A 22,902-nucleotide genomic window follows, 5' to 3' on the forward strand; every position below is an offset into this window, starting at 1 on the left:
CGGCCGGTTACCGTTTCCCGTGTGCGGGCGGAGTCGGACGAGACGATCGGCTTCTCGGTGCTCGGCTCGATCAGAGTCGTCCGCGCCGACACCGAACTGCGTCTGGGTGCCCGCCAGCAGCGCCTCGTGCTCGCGTTGCTGCTGGCCAGAGCCGGTTCACCGGTCTCCCTGACGGAGCTGGTCGACCTGCTCTGGGACGACGACGCACCGGCCAGCGCCGCGAACGTCGTACACCGGCACGTCGGGGTGCTCCGTCGCCTGCTCGAGCCGGACCTGCCCACCCGGTCGGCGGGACGGTACATCCCCCGGGAACTCTCCGGCTATCGGTTACGCGTCGACGAGGAGTCCCTGGACCTGCTCAAATTCCGATCGCTGAGCAGGCTCGCCAGCCGGCGTCTGCAGGACGGCGATCCGGAGTCGGCGCTGCGGCACTCCCTCGACGGGCTGCAGTTGTGGCGCGGCCGGTGCGCCGCGGGCCTGGAGCCGGCCTCCCGCCTGCATCCCGCGTTCCTCGCCTTGGAAGCCGAACGCGCCCAGGCCGTGCGCGAGGCCGCGGACGCCGCCGAGCGCTGCGGCCGGATGAGCGCCGTACTGGGGCCGTTGCGGCAGGCCGCGGAACTGCACCCGCTCGACGAGTCGCTACAGAGCCGGTTGCTGCTGGCCCTGGCCGCCGACGGCCGCCAGGCGGAGGCCGTCGAGACGTACCGGGTGGTGCGCCGCCGGCTCGCCGACGAGCTGGGCATCGATCCGGGCGAGGAACTGCGGGAGGCGTACGACCGGCTGCTGCACCAACGCACCCCGTCGGCGCGTCCCGTGTCGCCGGCGCCGCTCCCCCGGCCCGCGCAGCTGCCGCCGGACCTGCCCTTCTTCACCGGCCGCGACGACCTCGTCGCCGAGGCACGCGCGTTGGTGACCCGTCCGGGCGGACCGACGGTGCTCGCGATCGACGGGATGCCCGGGATCGGCAAGACCGCCCTCGCCGTTCACCTCGCGCACGAGTTCGCCGCCGCCTATCCGGACGGGCAGCTCTACGTCGACCTGCGCGGATACGACGGGCGAGAGCCGGCGATGAGCCCGACCGAGGCGCTGCGCGGCTTCCTCGGCTCGCTCGGAGTACCGCAGGACGGGATTCCCGCCGAGCTGCACGCGCAGGCCGGGCTGTACCGCAGCAGCCTTGTCGGCCGGCGCCTGCTCATCGTGCTCGACAACTGCCGGGACGCCGAACAGATCCGGCACCTGCTGCCGGGCAGCCCCGGCTGTCTGGTGATCGTCACGAGCCGCAGCCGGCTCAGCACGCTGCTGACCACGGCCGGCGCGCATCCGCTGCCGGTCGGTCTGCCGAGCCTCGACGAGGCCCGCGAGGCGCTCCTGCGCCCGCTCGGCGACGTCCACGTCGCCGCTGACCCGGCCGCGATCGACGCCATCATCGCCCGCTGCGGGCGGCTACCGCTCGCGCTGGCCGTGGTGGCCGCCCGCGCAGCGGCCCGGCCGCGAACAGCACCGGCGCAGATCGCCGCCGAGCTGGCCGAAGCGCCTGCAAGTCTGGACGGTTTCGACGGCGACGACCCGCAGACCGGGCTGCGGGCCGTCTTCTCGTGGTCCTACCAGGCACTCTCCATTCCGGCCGCGCGCCTGTTCCGGCTACTGCCGATCCATCCCGGGCCCGACATCTCGGTCGCCGGGGCGGCGGGTCTGGCCGGCGTCTCGCTGCGCACCGGTCGGGCGCTGGTCGGCGAGCTGAGTCGCGCGCACCTGATCAGCGAGGAACGGCCGGGCCGCTACCGCACGCACGACCTGCTGCTGGCCTACGCCACGGAACTCGGCGAGGAGCACGACAGTCCGGCCGAGCGCGCCGCCGCGGAGCTGCGCTGCCTGCAGTTCTATCGCGCCACCAGCTACCAGGCACACCGGCGGCTGCTGACCTCCGAGTACCACCCGATGATCGAGCCGGGGCCGGGCGAGACCCCGCTGCGCTTCGCCGACCAGAGCGACGCCATGCGCTGGTTCGCCGCCGAGCGGCAGGTCCTGACCGCGCTGGTCGGCCGGGCCGCCCGGCAGGGCCGGCACACCGAGGCGTGGCAGCTCGCCCTGGGCATGCAGCAGTTCTTCGACCTCAGCGGCCGCTGGGTCGACTGGACGACGACCGGAGAGGTGGCCCTCGATGCCGCCCGGGCCGGCGGCGACCTGGTCGGGCAGGCCCGGATGCACCGAAGCCTGGCCGGGGCGGCCTACTTCCGGCACGAACACGACATTGCGCTCGGGCATCTCGACCAGGCGGTCGAACTGCTCAGCCGGCTCGGTCTGCTCGGCGAGCTGATCCGGGCCAACATCAACCGGGCGATGATCCTGGGCGCGCAGGGACGGCACGAAGAGGTCGTCCGGGCGGTCTCCGCGGCGCTGGGACCGGCCCGGACGGTCGGAGACGACAGGCTGCTCGCCGACTCACTGGCGGTCATGGGCGCGAGCAACGCCGAGCTGGGCCGGGCGGAAGAGGCCATGCGTTGCGCGGAGCAGGCGATGGCGCTGTCGCGCGGAGCGCAGTACAGGCTGGGCATCGCCGAGGCGTGGGAGGTGCTCGGCCGGGCGCACCACGCCCGGCACGAGCTCGACACCGCGGTCGACTGCTGGCGCGAGGCGGCGCTCGCCTACCAGGAGGCCTCGGCGCCGGCGCCGGCCGCCGAGGTGCTGGCGCTGCTCGGCGACGCCCTCGCCGCCGCCGGTCGGCAGGACGCCGCGGTACGGGCGTGGCGGGAGGCGCTGGCCCTGATCCCGTACGCCCAGACCCGCACCGGTCGACGGTTGACCGGCCTGCTCGCGGCGGTCACGTCACGTCCGTGACCGACTGCGATCGGCGACGGCACTCGATTCGCACTCACACGTCAGTCCAACCTCATCCCACGTCCCTAGGCTCGGGCCTCGACTCGCCGTTGTTCCTGCCTGTGGGGGTAGACCGTGCTCCGGGCATCCGATGAACCGCCGGCCGGCCGGGCCGAGCGCATGACCGCACTGCACGCGGAGCATGCCCGTGCCGTGCTGCGTCTCCTGCTCCTGTTGACGCACGGTCAACAACAGGCCGCCGAGGATCTGCTCCAGGAGACGATGCTGCGGGCCTGGCGGCACCTCGACTCCGTACCGGCCGAGCCCGAGGCCGCCCGCCGGTGGCTGCTCACCGTCGCCCGGCGACTCGTCATCGACGGCGTCCGGCTGCGGCGGGGCCGCCCGGCCGAGGTCCACCTCGTCGACATGAGCTGGATTCCCGCTGGTGACGACACAACCGGCAGCGCGCTGGCGTCGTACGCCATGCGGCACGCGCTCGGGCGACTGAGCCCGGCGCAGCGCAGCCTGCTCTCCGAGGTCTACCTGGTGGGTCGGTCGCCGGAGGAGGTGGCGGGCCGGTTGGGGTTGCCTATCGGCACGGTGAAGTCCCGGACCCACTATGCGCTGCGCGCGCTGCGCAGCGGTCTCAACGCGGCCTGAACAGGGATGACTCTGCCGGTCGGCAGAGTCCCAGCTCACATCGCCGCGACGCGGACCCCATCCGGGGTGCGGGTCCTGCCACGCTGTGGCGATCCTGGCAACCGGCCCCACCTGGATCGCATCACGATGACCAGCCCGCTGTCCTTCACAGTTCTCGGCCCGATCCGGGCCTGGCGTGGCCGGTCCGAGATCGACCTGGGCACCCGGCAGCAGCGGCTGATCCTGGCGTTGCTGCTCGTCCGGGGCGGCGGGACGGTCAGCGTCGCCGAACTCGTCGACCTGCTCTGGGAGTCCGATCCCCCGCCCAGCGCGGTCAACGTGGTGCACCGGCACGTCGGGGTGCTGCGGCGGCGCTTCGAGCCGGACCTGCCGACGAGGGCGGCAGGCTCGGTGCTGATCCGCGACGGCGCCGGGTACCGGCTGCGGATCGACGGGGAGTCGTCCGACCTGAGACGTTTCCGGCGGTTGGTGGCCGAGGCGGCGGACAGCTCCGGTGAGCCGGCCGTCGAGCTCTACCGGGAGGCGCTGGCACTGTGGCGTGACCGGTGCGCCTCGGGCCTGCAGTCCGGTGGCCGGACTCATCCGGAGTTCGTCGCGGTCGACGGCGAGCGGTCGGCGGCCGCCCGGGCGGCGACCGATGCCGCCCTGCGGGCCGGGTACGTCCATTCGGTGCTGCCCGCGATCCGGTCGGCCGCCGAGTGCGAGCCACTGGACGAGGCGCTGCAGGCACGGCTGCTGCTCGCGCTCGCCGCGGACGGCCGGCGGGCCGAGGCCCTGGCGGCGTATGCCGACATCGAGCACCGGCTCGCCGACGAACTCGGCATCCAGCCGGGCGCCGATCTGCGCGCGGCGCGGGACAGCCTGCTCCGCCACCACACTCCGGCCGCCGGCCCCGGGTCACCGCACGCCGCCGCACCCACCCTCGTACGGCCCGGTGCGCCACCTGCCCGCGCGCAGGCCGCCATCACCCGCCCGACCCGGCGCGGCGCGCCGCCGGGCCGCGTGGAGGCCGAATCATGGGCACCCGCCGAACTGGCGTTTTCGCGGCCGGCCAGGGCCGAGCGGCTGGCCCAGTTGCCCGCCGATCATCCCTACTTCACCGGCCGCCGGGCCGCGCTGGCCGCCGCCGAGGAGCTACTGGTTGCGGACCCGCCGACCAGCGCGTTGGTCATCGACGGGATGCCCGGCGTCGGGAAGACCACGTTCGCGGTGCACTTGGCTCACCGGTCGGCCGCCCGCTACCCCGACGGGCAGTTGCACGCGGACCTGCGCGGTTTCGATTCCGGTGACTCGGTGATGACGCCGGCGGAGGCGCTGCGCGGCTTCCTGTGGTCGCTCGGCGTCGCACCGAGCGCCATCCCGGCCGAGCTGCACGCCCAGGCCGGTCTCTACCGCAGCATTTTGGCCGAGCGCCGGATGCTGATCCTGCTCGACAACTGCCGCGACTGGGAACAGATCCGCCACCTGCTGCCCGGTACCGGCGGCAGCCTCGTCATCGCCACCAGCCGTCGCTGGATGACCGGCGTGCCCGGCCCGGGCGGCGCTCACTCGTTGCATCTCGATCTGCCGAGCGGCGCCGAGGCCCACGAGCTGCTCGTCCGCCGCCTGGGCGACGCGGCGACCGCCGACCCGGCCACCGTCGACGAGATCGTCACACGGTGCGGGCGGCTGCCGCTGGCCCTGGCGCTGGTCGCCACCCGCGGTGTCGGCCGGCGCGGGCTCAGCCTGCCCGCGGTCGCCGCTGAACTGGCCGAGGCCGATGGTCGGCTGACCGGCTTCGGGGATGCGCACGCCGATCTGGCGGCGGTCTTCTCCTGGTCGTACCGGGCCCTGTCTCCCGAGGCAGCTCGACTCTTCCGGCTGTTGCCCCTGCACCCGAGCGGTGAGCTCGGCGTGGAAGCGGCGGCCGCGCTGGGCGGCCTGTCCCTGCGTTCCGCCCGTACCCTGCTCGCCGAACTCGGCGCGCAGCTGCTGGTCGAGCCCGACGACGGCCGGTGGCGGATGCATGACCTGCTGCGCGCCTACGCCGTGGAGCTCGGGGAGGAGCACGACGACGCCGCCGAGCGCGATGCCGCGGTCGAGCGGGTCCGCGACCGGCCGCGCCGGAACCGGTGACCCGGACGCGACGCCGATGGGCGCCGCGTCCGGGGCCCATCGTCAGTACCGGTAGGCGCGGATGATGGTCTGCTTGACCGTGTTACCGCTGGTGTCCGTCGCGGCGCCGCGCAGGGAGACGAAGCCGTGGTCGGTCGGGTTCTGCACCAGGGCGACCGCCTTCTCGCCGCGGCGCTGCACGGTCAGCTTCCGCCAGGTCTTGCCGTCGTCGAAGGACGCGTCGACGGTCAAGGTCTTGGTCCGGCCCGGCGCCGCCCCGACCTGACGGTCGAGCGAGATCGGGATCGCGAAGAGCTGCCCGGCCGGGGCGCGGTTGTCCAGGTCGAGCTCCGGGGTGTAGCGGATCGCCGTCATCGGCAGCTTCACCAGGTCGCCGTCGCTCACGTGCCCGGACTTGAAGGTCCACTCGGCGTCGACGACCGTCGACAGGGTGAACGCCGGGTCGCTCTGGAACTTCGCGGTCAGCCGGTAGTCGCCCTCCTCGGCGGGCACGTCCCACGTCCAGGGCGCCTGGTTCGCGTCACCGATCTTGACTCCGTTGCGGTAGACGTCCACCTGCACGCTGCCACCGACGACGTGCCGGAAGCCCATGTGCCCGGCGCCGTCGCCGTGCAGCGGCCCCGGCCCGCCGATCGTGTCGCCCCAGTAGCGGGTGGCGTACTGCTGGCCGAAGTTCGGCTCCGGGAACACCGGCCCGACCACCCCGTTGGCCCACTTCACCGTGTACGTACGCCCGGGCTTGAAGCTGGTCCACGGCGACTCGTAGTACGTGTACCCCTGCTGTCCCGCGACCGACTGCCACACCGCCTTCTTGTCCTGGTTGTAGTACTCGGTGATGGTGCTCGGCACGTCGTACGTGAAGCTCAGCGGGCCCTGGCGCCCGTCGGCCGACCGGTGGATCGCCGAGTTCCCGGGTGCGTGCGCGAACGCGAGCCGCGACACCGGTACGCCGGCGACGTCCGCACTGACCTGAGAGCGGACCGTGGCGAAGTCACCCGCGCGCAGCTTGCGGGTCAGCCCGGTCATCATCTTCTCCGGCTCGTAGAGGTAGACCCGGTAGACGTACGGGCTGTTGTGCAGGCTGCCGTCCTGGGCCACCTGGCCCCACATGCCGTTGACGTAGGAGACGAAGCCGGGCGTCTTGCCGGCCCCGATCTGCGCGGTCCGCAGGTGGTCGAAGGGGAGGTTCATCAGCACGCCGAACGGGTCGTTGCTGCCCCAGATCTGCGGCTGCTCGGTCCGGATCGTCCAGCCGGCCTCGGGGAAGACCATGGTGGCCTTCGGGTTCGGCACCGACACCGCGATCGGCTTCGCCAGGCGGGTGTCCATGGTCAGCGACTGGTCCCGGGTCAGGTCCAGGCTCGGACGCACCAGGGAGGTGATCTGCGGGAAGCGTGCGTCGCTGGTCTGCAGGTAGGTCTGGACCAGGTAGCGGCCCGCCCGGATCCGGTACGTGGTGATCTCGGGGTCGGTGAGCTGCAGCGTGGTCTGCCGGTCCAGGTCGGTCAGGAGGGTCACCCAGCCCTGCTCGGCCGTGGGCGCTCCCCCGTCCGGCCCCACCAGCTTGAGGGTCAGCTGGCTGCGGGCGATGTCGAGCGCGACCGGGGTCTGCACCTGTACGCCGCCACCGCTGGCGGTCACCTCGCCGCCGAAGTAGCGATCGGGCAGGTCGGCGCCGGGCTGAACGGTGACGGTGACGGTGGCCGTGCCGCCGGCCGGGACCGTCACCGAGGAGGCGCTGAGCTCGAACAGACCGGCCGGCGCTGGGGCGCCGTCGGCGTCCTTGGCGTCGACGGAGACGGCCAGGGTGAGGGCGGCGGAGCCGCTGTTCGCGTACGTGATCGTGCGCTGCTGTGCGGTGCTGGTCCGCTCGAAGGCGACGCTGACCGGGCTCGCCGTGACGGTCTGCCGGGTCGCCCGCGCCACGTCGAGGAAGCCCGCGCCCTGCTCGTAGACACCGATGGCGGGGTTCGGCTTCGCGGCCGCCATCAGCGTGGACTTGATCCGTTCGGGCGTCCAGTCCGGGTGCTGCTGGGCCAGCAGCGCCGCCGCGCCGGCCACGTGCGGCGTCGCCATCGAGGTGCCGTTCATGCTGGTGTACTGCGGGTTCTCCTCGTACGGCCACAGGTCGGACGTCGCGCTGCGGGCGGCGACGATGCCGACGCCGGGCGCGGTGATGTCCGGCTTGATACCGGCGTCGCCCGCGCGCGGACCGCGGCTGGAGAACTCGGCCAGTTCGCCCGTCTTGGTCACGGCTCCCACCGTCAGCGCCTCAGCAGCGCTGCCGGGCGAATCCACCGTGGACTCACCGTCCATGCCGTCGTTGCCGGCGGCGACGACGAAGAGCACGCCGTAGCGGTCGGTGAGGTCGGCCAGGGCCGCCTCGATCGGGTCCGTCTCCGGGCTGTCCGGGCCACCGAGGCTCATGTTGACGACCTTGACGCCCTGCTGCGCCACCCAGGTCATGCCGGCCAACATCGCCGACTCCGGGCAACCCTCCTCGACGCAGACCTTGGCGCTGTAGAGCGTCGCGCCGGGTGCCATGCCCTTGAAGCGGCCCTGCGACGCCTCGCCGCCGCCGGCGATGGTGGAGGCGACGTGGGTGCCGTGGCCGACCCGGTCCAGGGCATCCGGGTCGGAGGTGAAGTTCTCCGCGGCGGCGACGCGGCCGGCCAGGTCGGGGTGGGTCTGGTCGACGCCGGTGTCGACCACGCCGACCTTCACCCCGGCTCCCGTGAAGCCCGCCTGCCAGGCCTCCGGCGCCCCGGTCAGCGGGACGCTGACGTCGAGGGTGGGCTGGCGCAGCCCGTCGAGCCAGATCTTGTCGAACCCGGCCCGCAGGCGCCGCTCGGTGCCCGTGGTGGACGTGATGCCGTTCCAGAAGGAGACCGCCTCCGTGCGGCTCTCCGCGACGGCGCTCAGCCCGGCGAGTTCCCGGGTGGTCCGGGCGCCGGCCAGGCCGGTCGGGGCGGCGCTGCCGTGCTGGACGATGAGCGGCAGGGTGGCCCGGGTGTCGTCGTAGCCGAATTCGACGAGCGTCGAGATGTCGAAGAGGCGCTCGTCGAGCTTGCCCCGGTTGAGCAGGCTGACGGCGTCGGCGGGGATGACCCTGACGTCCTCGCCCGCGCTGTGGGTGATGAACGGGATCCGTTCCCGTCCCTTGCCCGGCACGACGTCGACGGCCGTCTGGCCGTTCACGGCGCTGACGTGGACCGTGTCGCCGGTGACCAACGTGATCGTCCGGGGCTTGGCAGCGACCGCGGGTACGGTCGCCGGCTTCGCCACCGCCGGGGTGGCCGTCGGCTTCGCGGCCCGGGGCTGTGCGGACGCAGGTGTGCCGCCCGGCACCACCGCCGAGACGCCCAGCACCACCAGTGCCAGCGCCGATATGTTGCGAACTGATCGCATCGTTCTCCTAGAGGAATGCGGGGGTATCCGGAGGCTCCAGACGTGAACGGCGGGTGAAAGTTCAAGCCAAGTGACGCGGGTCACAACCGCCGGACCGTCGGGCGCGACCGGGACGGGCGACAAAGGCCGAGGAAGCCGCTCGTCACAGGTCCACCGCGGGCTGGGTGAGGCGATCGATCGCCGCGGCGTAGGTTGGGGACGTGCCGCTGATCGACATCACCACCGTCGTCCCGGCGCCGCTGGAACAGGTCTTCGACCTGTCGCTGGACGTCGATGCACATACCGCCTCGATGTCGTCGGGCGGAGAGCGAGCGGTGGCCGGCGGCGTCACGTCCGGTCGGATGTCGCTGGGTGACTCGGTCACCTGGGTCGCCCGGCACTTCGGCGTCCGCTGGCGGATGACGTCCCGGATCAGCGCGTACGACCGCCCGCACCGCTTCGTCGACGAGCAGGTCGCCGGCCCCTTCCGCCGCTGGCGCCACGAGCACACCTTCGTCCCGGGTGCGGCGAGCGGAACCACGATCATGCGTGACGTCATCGACTTCGCCGCCCCGTACGGCGTGCTCGGGTGGCTGATCACCGAGGCGCTGCTGCACCGGTACCTGCATCGGCTGATCGAGTCGCGCAACGCCTACCTGGTGAGCGCCCTCGCCGGCGGATCAGACCCACACTGACACCGGCAGCACGGACACTCGCCCAGCTTCTGACCAGTCGCGGTACAGAGCCAGCGCACCGTCAGCCTCGCCGAGCCCGCCGGCAACCAGTGGGCGACGGCCTCCACGGCGACCAGCAGCCGCAGGTCAGGGGCGGAGAGCGGCGAGAATGAGGCTCGCGTAGCGGCGCCAGACGGCCGGATCGCGTTCGTCCAGCACGATGAGTTGGCGGACCACGCCACACAGCACGACGCGAACGTCGACGACGCCGGCGTCCGCGCGGACCGCACCCGATGTCTTCGCCGCCTCGACCAGCTGGCCGATCATCTCGACGAGTTTCGCGGCGGGCAGCAGCCGGCCTTCGAAGAACACCGCCGCGAGGCCGCGGTCGCGGGCGAGCTGTTCGAGCAGGTCCGGCACGTAGTCGGACAACGCGCGGTAGGCGTCGTCGGCGGCAAGGGCGGCCTGCGTACGCGCCTGAAGTGAGCGGAAGCCGTCCCGCGCGACTGCCAGCACCAGTTCTTCCTTGGTCGGGTAGCTGCGGTAGACCGTGGCCCGCCCGACTCCGGCACGCGCTGCCACCTCGGGCACCGTGACGTCCAGGCCGCGCTCGGCGAACAGTTCACGGGCCGCCGCGACAACCCGCTCGTGGTTACGCAGCGCGTCCGCACGCCTGAGCACGTTGCCTGTCGGGCCGGGTTCGGGGAGAGGCGGCTCGGATCCCCGTTCAGTCAACGTCGAAGCCGGTTTCGTGGACGTGCTGGAAACGACCGTCCTCGGCCAGTGTCGCGAAGTAGTACATCTCCCGGTGGACCACCGTTCCATCGGTCAAGGTCATCCGTTGACATCCTCTCCGCCCTATGGGACGGAGATTCCCTCCACGCTGCGCGTGGACTGCGCGGCGTGCGGGTGGGTTACCGCTTCTCTGCGCGCTGCCGGCACGGATGCCGGTCTTACGTGCGCTCCACGGTCGTTTGAGTTGTCCGCCTGTCCGGCGGCCAACACGTTGATGGCGGCGTTGACGTCCCGGTCGTGGGCTGCTCCGCACCGGCAGTCCCACGCTCGGACGTTGAGCGTCATCTTCCCGCTGATGCGGCCACATGCCGAGCACATCCGGGTGGACGGGAAGAACCGGTCCACCCGGCCGAACCTACGCCCGTAACGTGCCGCCTTGTACTCCAGCATCGCGGTGAAGCTGGCCCATCCGGCGTCGTGCACCGATTTGGCGAGTCGGGTCCGGCTGAGACCGGCAACGCACAGGTCCTCGACGTAGATCGTCTGGTTCTCGCGAACGATCGTCGTGGACAGCTTGTGCTGCCAGTCCCGCCGGGTGTCGGCCACCCGGGCGTGGGCGCGGGCGACCTTGACGACGGCCTTCTTGCGTCTGTTCGAGCCTTTCTGCTTGCGGGAGAGGGCCTGCTGCAACCGATTGAGCTTGCGGGCCGCGCGGCGCAGGAACTTCGGCGCCGTGATCTTCGTGCCGTCCGAGAGCACCGCGAAGTGCGTCAGCCCCAGATCGATGCCGACCTGCGAGTCCGACTCGGGCAGCGCCTGGTCGGTGGTCTGGACGACGAACGAGGCGAAGTACCTGCCGGCCGCGTCCTTGATGATCGCCACGGATGACGGGTCCGAGGGCAACTGGCGCGGCCATCGCACGTCCAGGTCGCCGACCTTCGGCAGGCGCAGACGGCCGTTGTCGAGGACCGTGAACCGGGAGTTCTTGGTGAAGCGGATGGCCTGCCGGTTGTCCTTGCGCGACCGGAACCGGGGCGGGGCGATCTTTCGGCCCTTGCGCTTGCCGGTGACCGAGGCGAAGAAGTTGCGGTACGCGGTGTTCAGATCCGCGAGGGCCTGCTGCAACACGACTGAGGACACCTCGCCCAGCCACGCCCGTTCCGGGGTCGTCTTGGCCAGGGTGATGACCCGCTTGGACAGCTCGGCGTCCGAGACGTACTTCTCACCCGCTTCGCGTGCCTGCTGGCGCAGGCGCAGTCCGTCGTTGAACACCACCCGCGCGCACCCGAACGCCTGCGCCAGCGCGGTGCGCTGGGCGGCGTCCGGGTAGACCCGGTAGTTGTAACGGAGCTGCACGACCGCCACGTTATCATGTTGGTCTATGGCTGAACTTCAAAGGATACGCACGGGCAGACACTGCGTTTTCGCGATGCACGTCCACTTGGTCTTCGTCACGAAGTTCCGGCACAACGTGTTCGCCGACCGGCACCTGACCCGAATGGAGGCGATCATGCGGGACGTGTGCGCCGACTTCGAAGCCGAGCTGGTCGAGTTCAACGGCGAGGCCAACCACGTGCACCTGTTGGTCAACTTCCCGCCCAAAGTCGCCGTGGCCCGGCTGGTCAACAGCCTCAAAGGCGTCTCCTCGCGCCGCCTACGGCAGGAGTTCCCCGACCTCGCACACCATTACTACCAGACCAACAAACTGTGGTCAGGCTCGTACTACGCAGGCTCCGTCGGCGGTCCACCGCTGAACGCCGTAAAGCAGTACATCGAGCAACAGAACCATCCCGGTTAAAGCACTGCCCGGGCCTCACGGCCCTCCCAGCGCGGGCCTTCACCCCCGGCCTGAAGGCCGGAGCACCGGCCCGCATTCCGGTAGCGGTGCCGCTCGGCGTAGTTCGAACCGTCGTACAGCTCGTCGAGCACGGTCACCGTGCCCTCGGCGACCCGGCTACGGATGCCGGCGACCATCTCCGCGAACCCGGCGCGGTCGAGCGTCCGACCGTCGCTGTTGTGGGTGAAGCCTGAGTCCGGATAGCGACGGTACCGGACAGGCGAGTCCGGTACCAGGTGCCGGCCATGACACCAACGACCACGCTCGGCGACCTGGCCGACACTCCCGCGCATGTCACAGGCGGGATTCTGTCCGACCTCGGCCCTAATCTCACCTTCATGACTACGAGGCAGACCCACACGCTCGCCGCGCCCGGTGTCGATCTGGTCTACGACGTGCGCGGACCGCTCCCGTCGGCCGGTGGCCAACCGGCGTTGCTCGTGATCGGCCAGCCGATGACGGCGGAGGGCTTCGACGCGCTCGCCGCGAACTTCCCGGACCGCACCGTCGTCACCTACGACCCGCGTGGCCTGGGCCGCAGCAAGCGCACGGACGGCCGGTCCGACCACACGCCGCAACAACAGGCGGCCGACCTGCACCTGCTGATCGAGGCGCTCGGCGCCGGTCCGGTCGACCTGTTCGCGAGCAGCGGCGGCGCCGTGACCGCGCTCGAACTGGTCGCGACCCATCCCGGCGACGTCGTCACGCTGGTCGCGCACGAGCCGCCGATCAACGCCGTGCTTCCCGACGCCGCCAACGCCGAGCGTGCCCGCGCCGCCTTTTACGAGGCGTACCAGTCCAAGGGATTCGGCGCCGGCATGGCCGCGTTCATGGCCATGACCTCCTGGCAGGGCGAGTTCACCGACGCCTACTTCGCCCAGCCCGCGCCCGACCCGGCGATGCTCGGCATGCCGGCGCACGACGACGGCACTCGCGACGACCCGCTGTTGTCGAAGAACTCGTGGGCGATCACGGACTACCGCCCCGATCCGGGCCTGCTCACCGCGGCATCGGCGCGAATAGTGATCGCTGTCGGCGAGGAGTCGGCGCAGACGTACACGGCGCGTACGGCCTTCGGCACCGCGGCCCTGCTCGGCCAGGAGGTCACGGTCTTCCCGAGCCATCACGGCGGTTTCCTCGGTGGTGAGTTCGGTTACGCGGGCAAGCCCGAGGAGTTCGCGAAGCGACTCCGCGAGGTCCTCACCCGCGGCTGACGAACACCGCCGCCGCGGCCGGGCTGGTGGCCGGCCGCAACGGCTTTCGATCCCGAACCTGTGCGGCGCGCAGCGGACGCTCATGGCTGCCGCGCGCGGAGTACCGTGTCGACGGTTGGGCAACAGGCCCCGGCCGCCCGCTGGAGGTGTACCACCGTGCAGTACGTAAGGCTAGGTTCGACCGGCCTGGAGATCTCGAGGATCTGCCTGGGAGCGATGAGCTACGGCGATCCGGGACGCGGCAACCATGCGTGGTCGCTACCCGAGGATCAGTCCCGTCCGTTCATCCGGCAGGCCCTCGACGCCGGCATCAACTTCTTCGACACCGCGAACGTGTACTCGGACGGCAGCAGCGAGGAGATCCTCGGCCGAGCGCTGAAGGACTTCGCCCGCCGCGAGGATGTCGTCATCGCCACCAAGGTGCACGGTCGGATGCGTCCCGGCCCGAACGGTGCCGGCCTGTCCCGCAAGGCGATCAACACCGAGATCGACAACAGCCTGCGGCGGCTGGGCACCGACTATGTCGACCTCTACCAGATCCACCGCTTCGACTACGCGACGCCGCTCGAGGAGACGCTCGAGGCCTTGCACGATCTGGTCAAGGCGGGCAAGGTGCGCTACATCGGCGCGTCCTCGATGCACGCGTGGCAGTTCGCCAAGGCCCTGTACCTGGCTGATCTGAACGGCTGGACGAGGTTCGTGTCGATGCAGAACCACTACAACCTGCTCTACCGCGAGGAAGAGCGGGAGATGCTGCCATTCTGTGCCGACCAGGGGATTGCGACGATCCCGTGGAGTCCCCTCGCCCGCGGCAAACTGACCCGCGACTGGGATGCGACCACCGCCCGCACCGAGTCGGACGAGTTCGGCCGCACGTTGTACAGCGGCTACGAGGACGCCGACCGCGCGATCGTGGAGGCCGTCGCGGCGATCGCCACGAACCGGGGTGTTTCCCGGGCTCAGATCGCGCTGGCCTGGGTGGCCGGTAACGTCACCGCGCCGATCGTCGGCGCGACCAAGCCGCACCACCTCGACGACGCCATCGCCGCACTCGACATCGCGCTGACCGACGAGGAGATCAAGGCACTCGAAGCCCCCTACCGGCCGCGCCCGGTGGCGGGCTTCAACTGAGCGCCCGACGCTGGTGGCCCCGCCATCAACCGCTACCTGATCGGCGGGGCACGCCCTAACCCGCGGCGCTCACGTCCCCGATGCGGGCATTGAATTCGGGACACTCGATGAGCGGCCTGTGGGTACAGGTAGAGGCGTGCCTGAGGCTGTCGCGCATGCGTGTCAGACGGGCAATGTCAAGCGCTCGGGCCTTGTCCGCCATCCGGTCGCTCGGCGTCGACCCGGCGCGGCTCGCCGTTACGGGCGACAGCACCGGCGGCAACCTCGCTGCGGTGGTCACGCTGAAGGCACGTGCCGCGAGGCAGCCGCAGATCGGATTCCAGTTGCTCGTGTATCCAGACCTCGACTTCCGGCGCACGAACTACTCGATCACCGAGTTCGCCGGAAAGTACGGCAACCTCACCCGTGAGGCGCAGGAGTGGTTCATGGACCACTACATCACCACCGAGGACGACAAGCTCGACCCGCTGGTGTCTCCGCTCGTGGAGCCGGACCTGAGCGGACTCCCACCGGCCTTCATCATCACCGCCGAGTACGACACCCTGCGAGACGAGAGGGAGGAATACGGTCAGCGCCTAGCCGCCGCGGGCGTTCCCGTCACCGTGCGGCGCTACGACGGGACGATTAACGAGATCCTTCGCCATCCCTTCGGCGACGCCAAGGTCGCCACCGGCGACGCAACCCCCGGATCTCAAAAGCTTCTTCGACTCTGGTGCCGCCGACGACTGAAAAAGTGTCGTGTGGGTTGGGCTATCTGAGGTCGCGCCGAGTCGTGTGCGTTCTCAAAGACGATCGGCGTCGGCCGCGAGATCGGCGTGCAGGGTGACGCCGGCTGGACCGATGGTTGATCACCTGCGGTCTGGTTGCCGCAGGATGTGACAGACCTGGCGCGCCATGCTGGACCGGCTGACCTTGGTGCGGAGCCCGAAGGTGAAGAACATCGCCGAGCACTCAGCGGGACGTGGTTCGTCAACACCGGCGGGTCCTTCCGGTGCTGCTGCCGTGCACGGGGAACGCCTGACCCCTTGTGGCGGTCAGGCGTTCCGCTGTCGTGAGGCCACGGGCTCACTTGTCGCGGTCGTGGCCCTTGTCCTTGTCGTCCTTGTCGTCGTGGCCCTTGTCCTTGTCGTCCTTGTCGTCGTGGCCCTTGTCCTTGTCGTCCTTGTCGTCGTGGCCCTTGTCCTCGTGGCTCTTGTCCTCGTGGCCCTTGTCCTCGTGGCCCTTGTCCTCGTGGCCCTTGTCCCGGTCCCGGTCCTCGTGGTCGTCCCACGCCTTCTTGAACTCGTTCCAGTCCCGGTCCTCGTCGCCGCTCCACGAGGTGCGCCCGTGGTCGTCGTCCTTGTCGCGGGCCCGGTCCTCGTCGTCCTTGTTCTTGTCGTCGGTCTTGATCTGGCCGCGGATCTCGCCGTCCGGGAACTGCTTGGTGTGCACGTTGACATACGTGACACCCGCTTCGATCGCGTCGACGAGCTCGTCAAACTCGCCGGGCTGGATGCCCTGGTCGGCGGGGCCCACCACGTCGTCGGGCTTGATGGTGCCCTCGATCTTGGCCGGGGCCTGTGGGCAGGACTGGACATCCGCCGAATGGCCGCCCTTCGCGTCCTTCAGGTTCGAACACAGGAAGACAGCGATGCCGCCGCTCTGGTGTCTTCCTCCGAAGTGGATGTGCGCCTGCTGGACATCCTTCAGGTCCTCGTAGCTCAGCTTGAACCTGATCTCCTTGTCCCGTTCGTCGATCTTGGCCTCGAACCGGCCGGAGCCGGGCGTCGAGATCGGTTTCGGGTCCTCCTCGAAGCCGCTGAGCTTGGCGCGGACGTTCACCTCCTTGTCGTCCCGCGAGTCACCCCAGTCCCGCGAGTCGTGCGAGTCGCGTTTGTCGCCCGAGTCGTCCCGGCCGTCAGCCAGGGCGGTGGTGCCGATGGCGCTTGCCGCCACCGCCGCGCTGGCCGCCATCGCCACCGTCCAGAGTCTGGTCCGTCCCATAAGTACTGGTCCCTTCCTTGGTGGGGGCTGAGTCCGGAATCAGTGGCGGACGAACCACCCATGGTCGGACTCAGGCAACGCAAAGGTGCCGCGCGCCGGTGGACAGGATCGTCGCGACCGTCCAGCACTCGGTTCGATTGGCACCCTTTGTGAAATTGTTCCACCTTCGCGGCAAAGGTGGGTTCCGTTCACTGATCTGCCTGTCAGGGATCTTCGAGCGCGGTGCACCGCACTGGGCGCTCTGCGGCGACCCGCGCGGTTCGGCGAGGCCGCCTCCCATCAGACCGCGCGGCCCCTTCACCGGGTTACCAATCGGTACCCTCACCGCCTGCTCGGAAGGACTGGGAAGTCTTCGTCGTAGACGAGCGCACAACGCCCTCGAGTAGCGAGACCCCGTCTCGCGTCGAACCGTTCTCGGCCACCGCCCCCAGCACTGGGCGTACCTCAGCGGCCGGCACGCATCATTGCCCGGTGCATGGATGCTCGCCTGTTCGAGCTGCCCTACGCCGCCGCCGAGGACAGAGACCGTTATCGGGCGACACTGCAGCACTTGGCGGCTGATCCTGAGCCGGCGGTTCGGGCCGGAGCGCTGGACCTGTTGGAACGACTTGGCCGAGCACTACCGGACTGATGGCGGGCTGTGGGATCACGTGTGGTCGAGAGCCTCGGCCGTGTCTACCCCGTCGAGCTGCGCGAGCACCATGGCCTGGAAGTGCAGGCACGACTGGTAATCCGGGTGTCGGCAGTGCAGCGCGTGCTCCAGCAGCGTCTGCGACGGCGTGAGCCGGGCGATGCGCTCCCGCACCTGGGCCAACTGGCCGTGCAAGAGGTCGCGACGCTGTTTCCGGTCCGGAGCCACGAACAGCTCGCGCAGCTGCTCCAGGCTGAAACCCGCCTCCTTGCCCAGCAGGATCTCCGCCACCCGGGTCACCTGCGCCGCGCCGTACATCCGCCGGCCGCTCACCCGCCGCGCCGGCGACAGCAATCCCACGTCCTCCCAGTGCCGCAACACGTGCGTGGCCAGACCGAAGCGGGCCGCCAGTTCCCCGATCGAGTACTCCATCGACCAACTCACCGACTTCAGGTTCGCCTGGACTGGACCAGTGTTGACTTCAGGTCCACCTGCAGTCGCACCGTGGGGCACATGCCCGACACGCACACCGCCCGCACGGACGCCGAAAGGCTCATCCAGGTACTCGACGCCGCCGAGACCACGCCCGACGCCGCCACGCTACGTGCACGCAGCTACCAACTGCTACGGCTGCAGCGCGGCGCGACGGTGGTCGACGCCGGCTTCCACGATGTCGAGATCGAGGTTCACGCCGCGATATTCGCCGACGCCGCATCGCAGCCGCTGCTCGCCAGACACGCTGACGCCGTCGTCGCAGTGGCCCCATCGGCGTGGAGCAGGCCGAGGCGTGGTTGAGCGAGCAGAGCCGGCGTGCCGCCACCGACCGGCTGATGCTCGCCGTCCCTATGTTCTCCTGGCCGCCGCTACCCGCTGACCTCGCATCGACCGGCACAACGCCAGCGACCGGGTTCGTCGACCGGCCTGGCTCTGTGCGATCACGGCTTCACCGGCGGCCGATCGCCACGTACGGGCCGACCGCTGCACGGCGTGTTCACGCTCTGCTCATCCGGTGGGGTTGTCTCCCGCGCCCGAGCGCTCGTCGACCACGGGACCGCGGTCCTCGAACTCGTACGTGGTGGTGAGCGCCTCCGGCAGGTCGGGCACCAGAGCGTTCGTGCCGTCGACCACCTGGACGTACCGGCGCCCCTGGAAGATCGAGTAGCTGCCGTCGGCCAACTGCTCGATCTTGAACAGCTGGGTCTGCGCACTCGGATCGCACACCCGGTCCCGGACACTGCCCGGTGCGGCGTCGTGCACGACCGTCATGCAGACCTGGCCGGCGCCCCCCGGACCGGCCAGCATGATCCGGAATCGGTCGCCCTCGGGCCGCAGGACCCACAGCGCCCGATCGTCGATGCCGTGCTCGGCGCTGGCCCGCACCTGGTCGCCGTCCCGGTCGACCGCCAACACCGCCCCGTTCATACCGGGGACCACGATCGCGACCTGCCGCCGGCCGGCGAGGACCTCCTGCGGGCCCGCCGGCGCGGTCGCGGACGGGGCGACCGACGGCGGCACCTCGCCCGCCGGGGCCACGACACCACGGTCCGGCAGCCCGAGGTGGCTCCGCGCCTGCAGCACCGTTGCCCCGGCGAGCAGGGCCAACACGGCGAGCCCGGCGCCGGTGACTGCCGTCCGACGACGGCGGCGCTGGTCACTGCGGCGGCGCACCGTCTGCGCCGAGGGCAGCGTCGTGACCCGACGGATCCCGTCGGCGATGGCCGTGAGGTCGTCGCGCGGGTCAGCCATGGGACGCCCCCTCCTGGTGCTCCTCGGTCAGCATCCCGGCCATCGCTCTCCGGCCGCGAGCAAGGTACGACTTGACGGTGCCGGTGGGCCGCTGCATCTCGGCTGCCACCTCGGCGACACTGAGATCGTTCAGGTGGTACAGCACGACGGCTCGGCGTTCGTCGGCGCTCAGCCGCCGCAGCGCCTGCAACAGGGCGACGTGATCCTCGCTGAGGCCGGGGACGCTCTGTTCGACGACGGCCCGGTGGTGTGCGCGCATCCGGTTGAGCGCCTTGCGCCAGCTGCTCACCGCGATTCGGGAGGCGACCCGGCGCACCCACGCCTCCGGGCTGTCCGCCTCCCGCACCGTCTGCCAGCGCTGCCAGGCCCGCATGAAGGCCTCGGCGGCAGCGTCCTCCGCCTCGTTGAGGTTGCCGGTCAGCAGGTAGACGTGGCCCACGATCCGACCCGCACAGGCCGCGTAGAGGGCGTCGAACTCCTCGGCGTCGCGCATCCGACCGTTGCCCCCTCGAAGCCTCGTCCGCTGGTCACCGCCGCATGCAACTCGCATGGAACGACCGGTCCCACCGGCGCGGTCCGATATTGTGGCGCCCGTCACATCCCGCATGATCAACCCGGCGAGCGGATCAGGCGTCATCGTGCCGACCCCGGGAGAGGCCCGTGGCGGAGAGGACGATGTGCGACGACGGCAACGACGCGCTCTGACAGCCGCAGTGCTCGCGACCGTGCTGGCCGCGGCCGGCCTGTCGGCTTCCCCAGCGAGCGCGCAGGAGGAGCCGGCGACGCCGGTCTCCGGACCAGGCGGCACCTTCACGTTGATCACGGGAGACCGCGTGTCGCTGGACGCGGACGGCAACCCGGAGATCCAGCGTGGACCAGGGCGGACCGGAATGCGGTTCGTGAGCAGCCGGGAGGGGGGCCACCAGTACGTCATCCCGGTCGACGCGGTACCTCTGCTGCACGACGGGCGGCTCGACCCGCGACTGTTCGACCTCACCGTGCTCGGGCAGTTCGGCTACGACGACCGCACGCCCGAACTGCCGTTGCTGGTCGCGTACCCGGAGAACCTGGCCGCGCAGGCGCGGTCCGCGGCCGTCGGCGGTTCGGCACGGGTGCGGGCCGACCTGCCCGCCGCCCGGGCGCTGGCCGTGCGGGCGGGCCTGGCCGACCGGGTGGAGCTCTGGTCGTCACTCACCCGCGGTACGCCGTCCGCACGTACGCTCGCCGCCGGGGTCAGCCATGTCTGGCTCGACGGCAAGCGCAAGGTCACGCTGGACCGCAGCGTGCCGCAGATCGGCGCCCCGGCGGCCTGGCAGGCCGGCTTCGACGGCAGCGGCGTCACCGTCGGTGTGCTGGACACCGGGATCGATGCCGACCACCCCGACTTCGCCGGGCGCCTCGCCGCTGTCCGGGACTTCACCGGTGGCGACGACCCCGCGGACGCGGTCGGTCACGGCACCCACGTGGCGTCGACCATCGTCGGCAGCGGCGCCGCCTCCGACGGCCGGTACCGCGGTGTGGCGCCGGGCGCGAAGCTGCTCGTCGGCAAGGTCTGCGCCACCAACGAGTGCCAGGACTCGGACATCATCGCCGGCATGCAGTGGGCCGCACCGCAGGCCCGGGTGATCAGCCTGAGCCTCGGCGACACCGACACCCCGGCGCTCGACCCACTCGAGACCGCGGTCCAGGAGCTGAGCCACCGGTACGGCACGCTCTTCGTGGTCGCCGCCGGCAACGAAGGCAAGCCGAAGTCGGTCTCGACGCCGGCCTCCGCCGACGACGCCCTCGCCGTCGCCGCGGTCGACGCCGACGACCAGCGGGCCTACTTCTCCGCCAAGGGTCCCCGCGTCGGCGACAACCACATCAAGCCGGAGATCAGCGCACCCGGTGTCGACATCGTGGCGGCGGCTCCCGGTGGCGGCTACGTCCCGATGTCGGGCACCTCGATGGCCACCCCCCACGTGGCCGGCGCGGCGGCGATCCTCGCCGGGCAGCACCCGGACTGGTCCGGGCAGCAGCTGAAGGCCGCGCTGATGGACTCGGCCAAGCCCGCCGGTGAGAACAGCCTCTACGAACAGGGCGCGGGCCGGGTGGACATCGGCCGCGCCGTCGCCCAGCCGATCGCCGCCGACCTCGGCGCGATCGACTTCCCGGTCCAGCGCTGGCCGCACGCCGACGACACGCTGATCACCCAGGTCGTCGGTTACCGCAACACGAGCACCGCGCCGATCACCCTGTCGCTGACCGTCGGCCCGACCCCGACCGGCATGGTCACGGTCAGCCCGACCACCCTCGTGGTTCCGGCCGGCGGCCGGGCAGAGGCGACGATCACCGTGGACACCCGGGTGGAGGCCGCCGACGGCGTCTACCAGGGTGCGCTGACCGCGACCGGCGCCGGGGACCTGCGGGTACGCACGCCCTTCGCGCTCAACCGGGAGGTCGAGAGCTACGACGTGCGGCTCGACCACACCGGCCGCGACGGCCGACCGGCCACCGAGTACCGGACCGTGGCGGCGAGCCTGACGACCGGCGAGTTCACCACCCTCGACGGGCAACCGGGCGGGGGCACCATGCGGCTGCCCAAGGGCCGCTACGCGCTCTACAGCACCATCCACGAGGGGGACGTGTCGACCCTGCTCGTTCAGCCGGTCCTGGACGTACGCGGCCCGATCACCGAGGCCGTCGACGCCCGCACGGCACGGCCGGTCTCGCTGACCGTGCCCCAGCGGGACGCCGCGCCGCTCGCCATCCACGTGAGCGCCAACTGGAACGACGGCTTGCGCTACCCGGGCGTCCAACTCGACGGTGCGTCGTTCGCGGAGGTGTTCTTCGGCCGGATCGGACCGGCCGCCGCGGCCCCCGAGTTCGCCGTGACGTTGGGCGTCGGGCTCGCCCGGCCCGGCGAGGACGGCACCTTCCGGAACAGCCCCTACACGTACGACCTCGCGTACGTGCTCAAGGGAGACATGTTCACCGGGCTGACCCGGAAGCTGTCGCCGAAGAACCTGGCCACCGTCAAGGCGACCTACCGCAGCCAGTCCGCCACGGCGACCGCGGTACGTCAGCGCCGCGCGGCGTCCCCCGGCGGCCCCGGCCCGGTCGGTTCGAGCACGTCGATCGACCTGCCGTTCCACGGCACCGAGTACTACAACACCGACGGTGGGATCGTGTGGACGTCCACCCTCGTGGAGGGCGACAACCTCACCACGCAGGAGTCCACCTTCCAGGCGGGCCGGACGTACACCCAGACCTGGAACGCCGCACCGTTCGGCCCCACGGTGGCCGGGGCCCCGACCTGGTCACCACTGGGGTACGCGGGCCGCGACGGCGACACCATCTCGGTGGCCGCGCCGCCGCTCTTCGGTGACGCGGACGGCCGTCCGGCCAGCCGCGACGACCTGCCGGTCCACCTGCGGTTGCTGCGCAACGGTAAGGAGATCGCCACCGCCGAGGGTCCGTGGGCGGACTTCGCGGTACCCGCCGAGAAGGCCACCTACCGGCTGGAGGCCACTGTCACGCGCGGCGCACCGGACAGGCTGTCGACGTCGGTCTCGGTGGCGTGGACCTTCGCCTCGGCCCACACGTCGAAGCCCGAGCGACTGCCCCTGACGACGGCACGGCCGACGCCCAAGCTCGACGACACCAACACGGCACGGGCGGGCAGGGCGATGAGCATTCCGGTGGCGTTGGACCGGCAGACCGATTCGGCCGCCGCGCCGAACCGGTCGCTCGGCGTCTCCGCCTCGTTCGACGACGGGAAGACGTGGGTCCCGTTGCCGGTCGTCCGGGACGTCGCCCTCATCGTCCACCCGCGGCGGCCCGGCTTCGTGTCGCTGCGCCTGACGGCCACCGACACCGCCGGCAACACGGTGACGCAGACGATCCAGCGGGCCTACCGGATCGCCTGAACCACGACCCGGTCCGGGGCGGCAGCGACCCGCTGCCGCCCCGGCTCGGGGCCGCCACTCACGC

General features: G+C 71.0%; 18 protein-coding genes. 10 read left to right on the forward strand and 8 right to left on the reverse strand.

Translation table 11 applies throughout. The features are described from left to right. The first annotated feature begins 21 nt into the window (after window positions 1-21). From AB0F98_RS12740 to AB0F98_RS12750, 3 genes are all read left to right on the forward strand, one after another. Complete coding sequence (locus AB0F98_RS12740) at window positions 22-2,838, forward strand: BTAD domain-containing putative transcriptional regulator (protein WP_357733244.1); 2,817 nt, start codon at window positions 22-24, stop codon at window positions 2,836-2,838. A 159-nt stretch (window positions 2,839-2,997) separates the two neighbouring features. Continuing rightward, the gene (locus AB0F98_RS12745) at window positions 2,998-3,477 is read left to right on the forward strand and encodes a sigma-70 family RNA polymerase sigma factor (RefSeq protein WP_357733247.1); all 480 of its coding nucleotides are present in this window, start codon (window positions 2,998-3,000) and stop codon (window positions 3,475-3,477) included. A gap of 126 nt (window positions 3,478-3,603) precedes the next feature. Beyond that, window positions 3,604-5,592 carry a BTAD domain-containing putative transcriptional regulator gene (locus tag AB0F98_RS12750; protein WP_357733250.1) on the forward strand — a complete coding sequence of 663 codons (1,989 nt, stop codon included), beginning with the start codon at window positions 3,604-3,606 and terminating at the stop codon, window positions 5,590-5,592. A 42-nt stretch (window positions 5,593-5,634) separates the two neighbouring features. Here the strand turns inward: AB0F98_RS12750 and AB0F98_RS12755 are convergent, their stop codons facing one another. Next, window positions 5,635-9,000 carry a S8 family serine peptidase gene (locus AB0F98_RS12755; protein WP_357733253.1) on the reverse strand — a complete coding sequence of 1,122 codons (3,366 nt, stop codon included), beginning with the start codon at window positions 8,998-9,000 and terminating at the stop codon, window positions 5,635-5,637. A gap of 200 nt (window positions 9,001-9,200) precedes the next feature. Here AB0F98_RS12755 and AB0F98_RS12760 point away from each other — a divergent pair, with 200 nt between their 5' ends. Beyond that, a complete protein-coding gene (locus tag AB0F98_RS12760; protein ID WP_357733256.1) occupies window positions 9,201-9,674 on the forward strand; it encodes an SRPBCC family protein in 474 nt (157 codons plus the stop codon). Window positions 9,675-9,800: 126 nt separating this feature from the next. On the opposite strand, the gene AB0F98_RS12765 is transcribed toward AB0F98_RS12760, so the two are convergent. Together AB0F98_RS12765 and AB0F98_RS12770 are read right to left on the reverse strand one after the other, a co-directional pair. Further along, window positions 9,801-10,334 carry a helix-turn-helix domain-containing protein gene (locus AB0F98_RS12765; protein WP_357733259.1) on the reverse strand — a complete coding sequence of 178 codons (534 nt, stop codon included), beginning with the start codon at window positions 10,332-10,334 and terminating at the stop codon, window positions 9,801-9,803. A 177-nt stretch (window positions 10,335-10,511) separates the two neighbouring features. Beyond that, the gene (locus AB0F98_RS12770; protein ID WP_357733262.1) at window positions 10,512-11,753 is read right to left on the reverse strand and encodes a transposase; all 1,242 of its coding nucleotides are present in this window, start codon (window positions 11,751-11,753) and stop codon (window positions 10,512-10,514) included. A 16-nt stretch (window positions 11,754-11,769) separates the two neighbouring features. Here AB0F98_RS12770 and tnpA point away from each other — a divergent pair, with 16 nt between their 5' ends. Then, the gene (gene tnpA, locus AB0F98_RS12775; RefSeq protein ID WP_357733265.1) at window positions 11,770-12,186 is read left to right on the forward strand and encodes an IS200/IS605 family transposase; all 417 of its coding nucleotides are present in this window, start codon (window positions 11,770-11,772) and stop codon (window positions 12,184-12,186) included. On the opposite strand, the gene AB0F98_RS12780 is transcribed toward tnpA, so the two are convergent. Continuing rightward, complete coding sequence (locus AB0F98_RS12780) at window positions 12,183-12,518, reverse strand: hypothetical protein (protein ID WP_357733268.1); 336 nt, start codon at window positions 12,516-12,518, stop codon at window positions 12,183-12,185. The two genes, tnpA and AB0F98_RS12780, sit on opposite strands and share 4 nt — an antisense overlap. A 45-nt stretch (window positions 12,519-12,563) precedes the next feature. Here AB0F98_RS12780 and AB0F98_RS12785 point away from each other — a divergent pair, with 45 nt between their 5' ends. From AB0F98_RS12785 to AB0F98_RS12795, 3 genes are all read left to right on the forward strand, one after another. Beyond that, window positions 12,564-13,439 (forward strand): alpha/beta hydrolase, encoded by an 876-nt coding sequence (locus AB0F98_RS12785; RefSeq protein ID WP_357733270.1) that lies wholly within the window; start codon window positions 12,564-12,566, stop codon window positions 13,437-13,439. A gap of 156 nt (window positions 13,440-13,595) precedes the next feature. Continuing rightward, on the forward strand, window positions 13,596-14,570 hold the full coding sequence (locus AB0F98_RS12790; protein ID WP_357733567.1) for an aldo/keto reductase: 975 nt from the start codon (window positions 13,596-13,598) through the stop codon (window positions 14,568-14,570). Between the two features lie 107 nt (window positions 14,571-14,677). Continuing rightward, window positions 14,678-15,328: an alpha/beta hydrolase gene (locus AB0F98_RS12795; protein WP_357733273.1), complete on the forward strand. Its 651-nt coding sequence runs from the start codon at window positions 14,678-14,680 to the stop codon at window positions 15,326-15,328. 307 nt (window positions 15,329-15,635) lie between these two features. Here the strand turns inward: AB0F98_RS12795 and AB0F98_RS12800 are convergent, their stop codons facing one another. Both AB0F98_RS12800 and AB0F98_RS12805 read right to left on the reverse strand, forming a co-directional pair. After that, entirely contained in the window at window positions 15,636-16,553 is a 918-nt protein-coding gene (locus AB0F98_RS12800) for a CHRD domain-containing protein (RefSeq protein ID WP_357733276.1), read from the reverse strand. Window positions 16,554-17,199: 646 nt separating this feature from the next. Further along, window positions 17,200-17,628, reverse strand: a complete 429-nt coding sequence (locus AB0F98_RS12805) for a MerR family transcriptional regulator (RefSeq protein ID WP_357733279.1) — start codon at window positions 17,626-17,628, stop codon at window positions 17,200-17,202. Between the two features lie 69 nt (window positions 17,629-17,697). On the opposite strand from AB0F98_RS12805, the gene AB0F98_RS12810 reads away from it, so the two are divergent. Further along, entirely contained in the window at window positions 17,698-17,979 is a 282-nt protein-coding gene (locus AB0F98_RS12810) for a hypothetical protein (RefSeq protein ID WP_357733282.1), read from the forward strand. 207 nt (window positions 17,980-18,186) lie between these two features. On the opposite strand, the gene AB0F98_RS12815 is transcribed toward AB0F98_RS12810, so the two are convergent. Further along, a complete protein-coding gene (locus tag AB0F98_RS12815) occupies window positions 18,187-18,930 on the reverse strand; it encodes a hypothetical protein (RefSeq protein ID WP_357733285.1) in 744 nt (247 codons plus the stop codon). Continuing rightward, a complete protein-coding gene (locus tag AB0F98_RS12820; protein WP_357733288.1) occupies window positions 18,923-19,423 on the reverse strand; it encodes a sigma-70 family RNA polymerase sigma factor in 501 nt (166 codons plus the stop codon). The genes AB0F98_RS12815 and AB0F98_RS12820 overlap by 8 nt, the downstream gene beginning before the upstream one ends. 220 nt (window positions 19,424-19,643) lie before the next feature. Here AB0F98_RS12820 and AB0F98_RS12825 point away from each other — a divergent pair, with 220 nt between their 5' ends. Further along, window positions 19,644-22,838: a S8 family serine peptidase gene (locus AB0F98_RS12825; protein WP_357733291.1), complete on the forward strand. Its 3,195-nt coding sequence runs from the start codon at window positions 19,644-19,646 to the stop codon at window positions 22,836-22,838. The last annotated feature ends 64 nt before the right edge of the window (window positions 22,839-22,902 follow it).

The sequence above is a fragment of the Micromonospora sp. NPDC023737 genome (genome assembly GCF_040639715.1).
Classification (GTDB): domain Bacteria; phylum Actinomycetota; class Actinomycetes; order Mycobacteriales; family Micromonosporaceae; genus Micromonospora.

Coding starts and splice junctions, on each gene's coding strand:
- AB0F98_RS12745 (WP_357733247.1), top strand. CDS start 2,998: ATGACCGCACTGCACGCGGAGCATGCCCGTGCCGTGCTGCGTCTCCTG.
- AB0F98_RS12750 (WP_357733250.1), top strand. CDS start 3,604: ATGACCAGCCCGCTGTCCTTCACAGTTCTCGGCCCGATCCGGGCCTGG.
- AB0F98_RS12755 (WP_357733253.1), bottom strand. CDS start 9,000: ATGCGATCAGTTCGCAACATATCGGCGCTGGCACTGGTGGTGCTGGGC.
- tnpA (WP_357733265.1), top strand. CDS start 11,770: ATGGCTGAACTTCAAAGGATACGCACGGGCAGACACTGCGTTTTCGCG.
- AB0F98_RS12780 (WP_357733268.1), bottom strand. CDS start 12,518: ATGCGCGGGAGTGTCGGCCAGGTCGCCGAGCGTGGTCGTTGGTGTCAT.
- AB0F98_RS12785 (WP_357733270.1), top strand. CDS start 12,564: ATGACTACGAGGCAGACCCACACGCTCGCCGCGCCCGGTGTCGATCTG.
- AB0F98_RS12795 (WP_357733273.1), top strand. CDS start 14,678: ATGAGCGGCCTGTGGGTACAGGTAGAGGCGTGCCTGAGGCTGTCGCGC.
- AB0F98_RS12800 (WP_357733276.1), bottom strand. CDS start 16,553: ATGGGACGGACCAGACTCTGGACGGTGGCGATGGCGGCCAGCGCGGCG.
- AB0F98_RS12810 (WP_357733282.1), top strand. CDS start 17,698: ATGCCCGACACGCACACCGCCCGCACGGACGCCGAAAGGCTCATCCAG.
- AB0F98_RS12815 (WP_357733285.1), bottom strand. CDS start 18,930: ATGGCTGACCCGCGCGACGACCTCACGGCCATCGCCGACGGGATCCGT.
- AB0F98_RS12820 (WP_357733288.1), bottom strand. CDS start 19,423: ATGCGCGACGCCGAGGAGTTCGACGCCCTCTACGCGGCCTGTGCGGGT.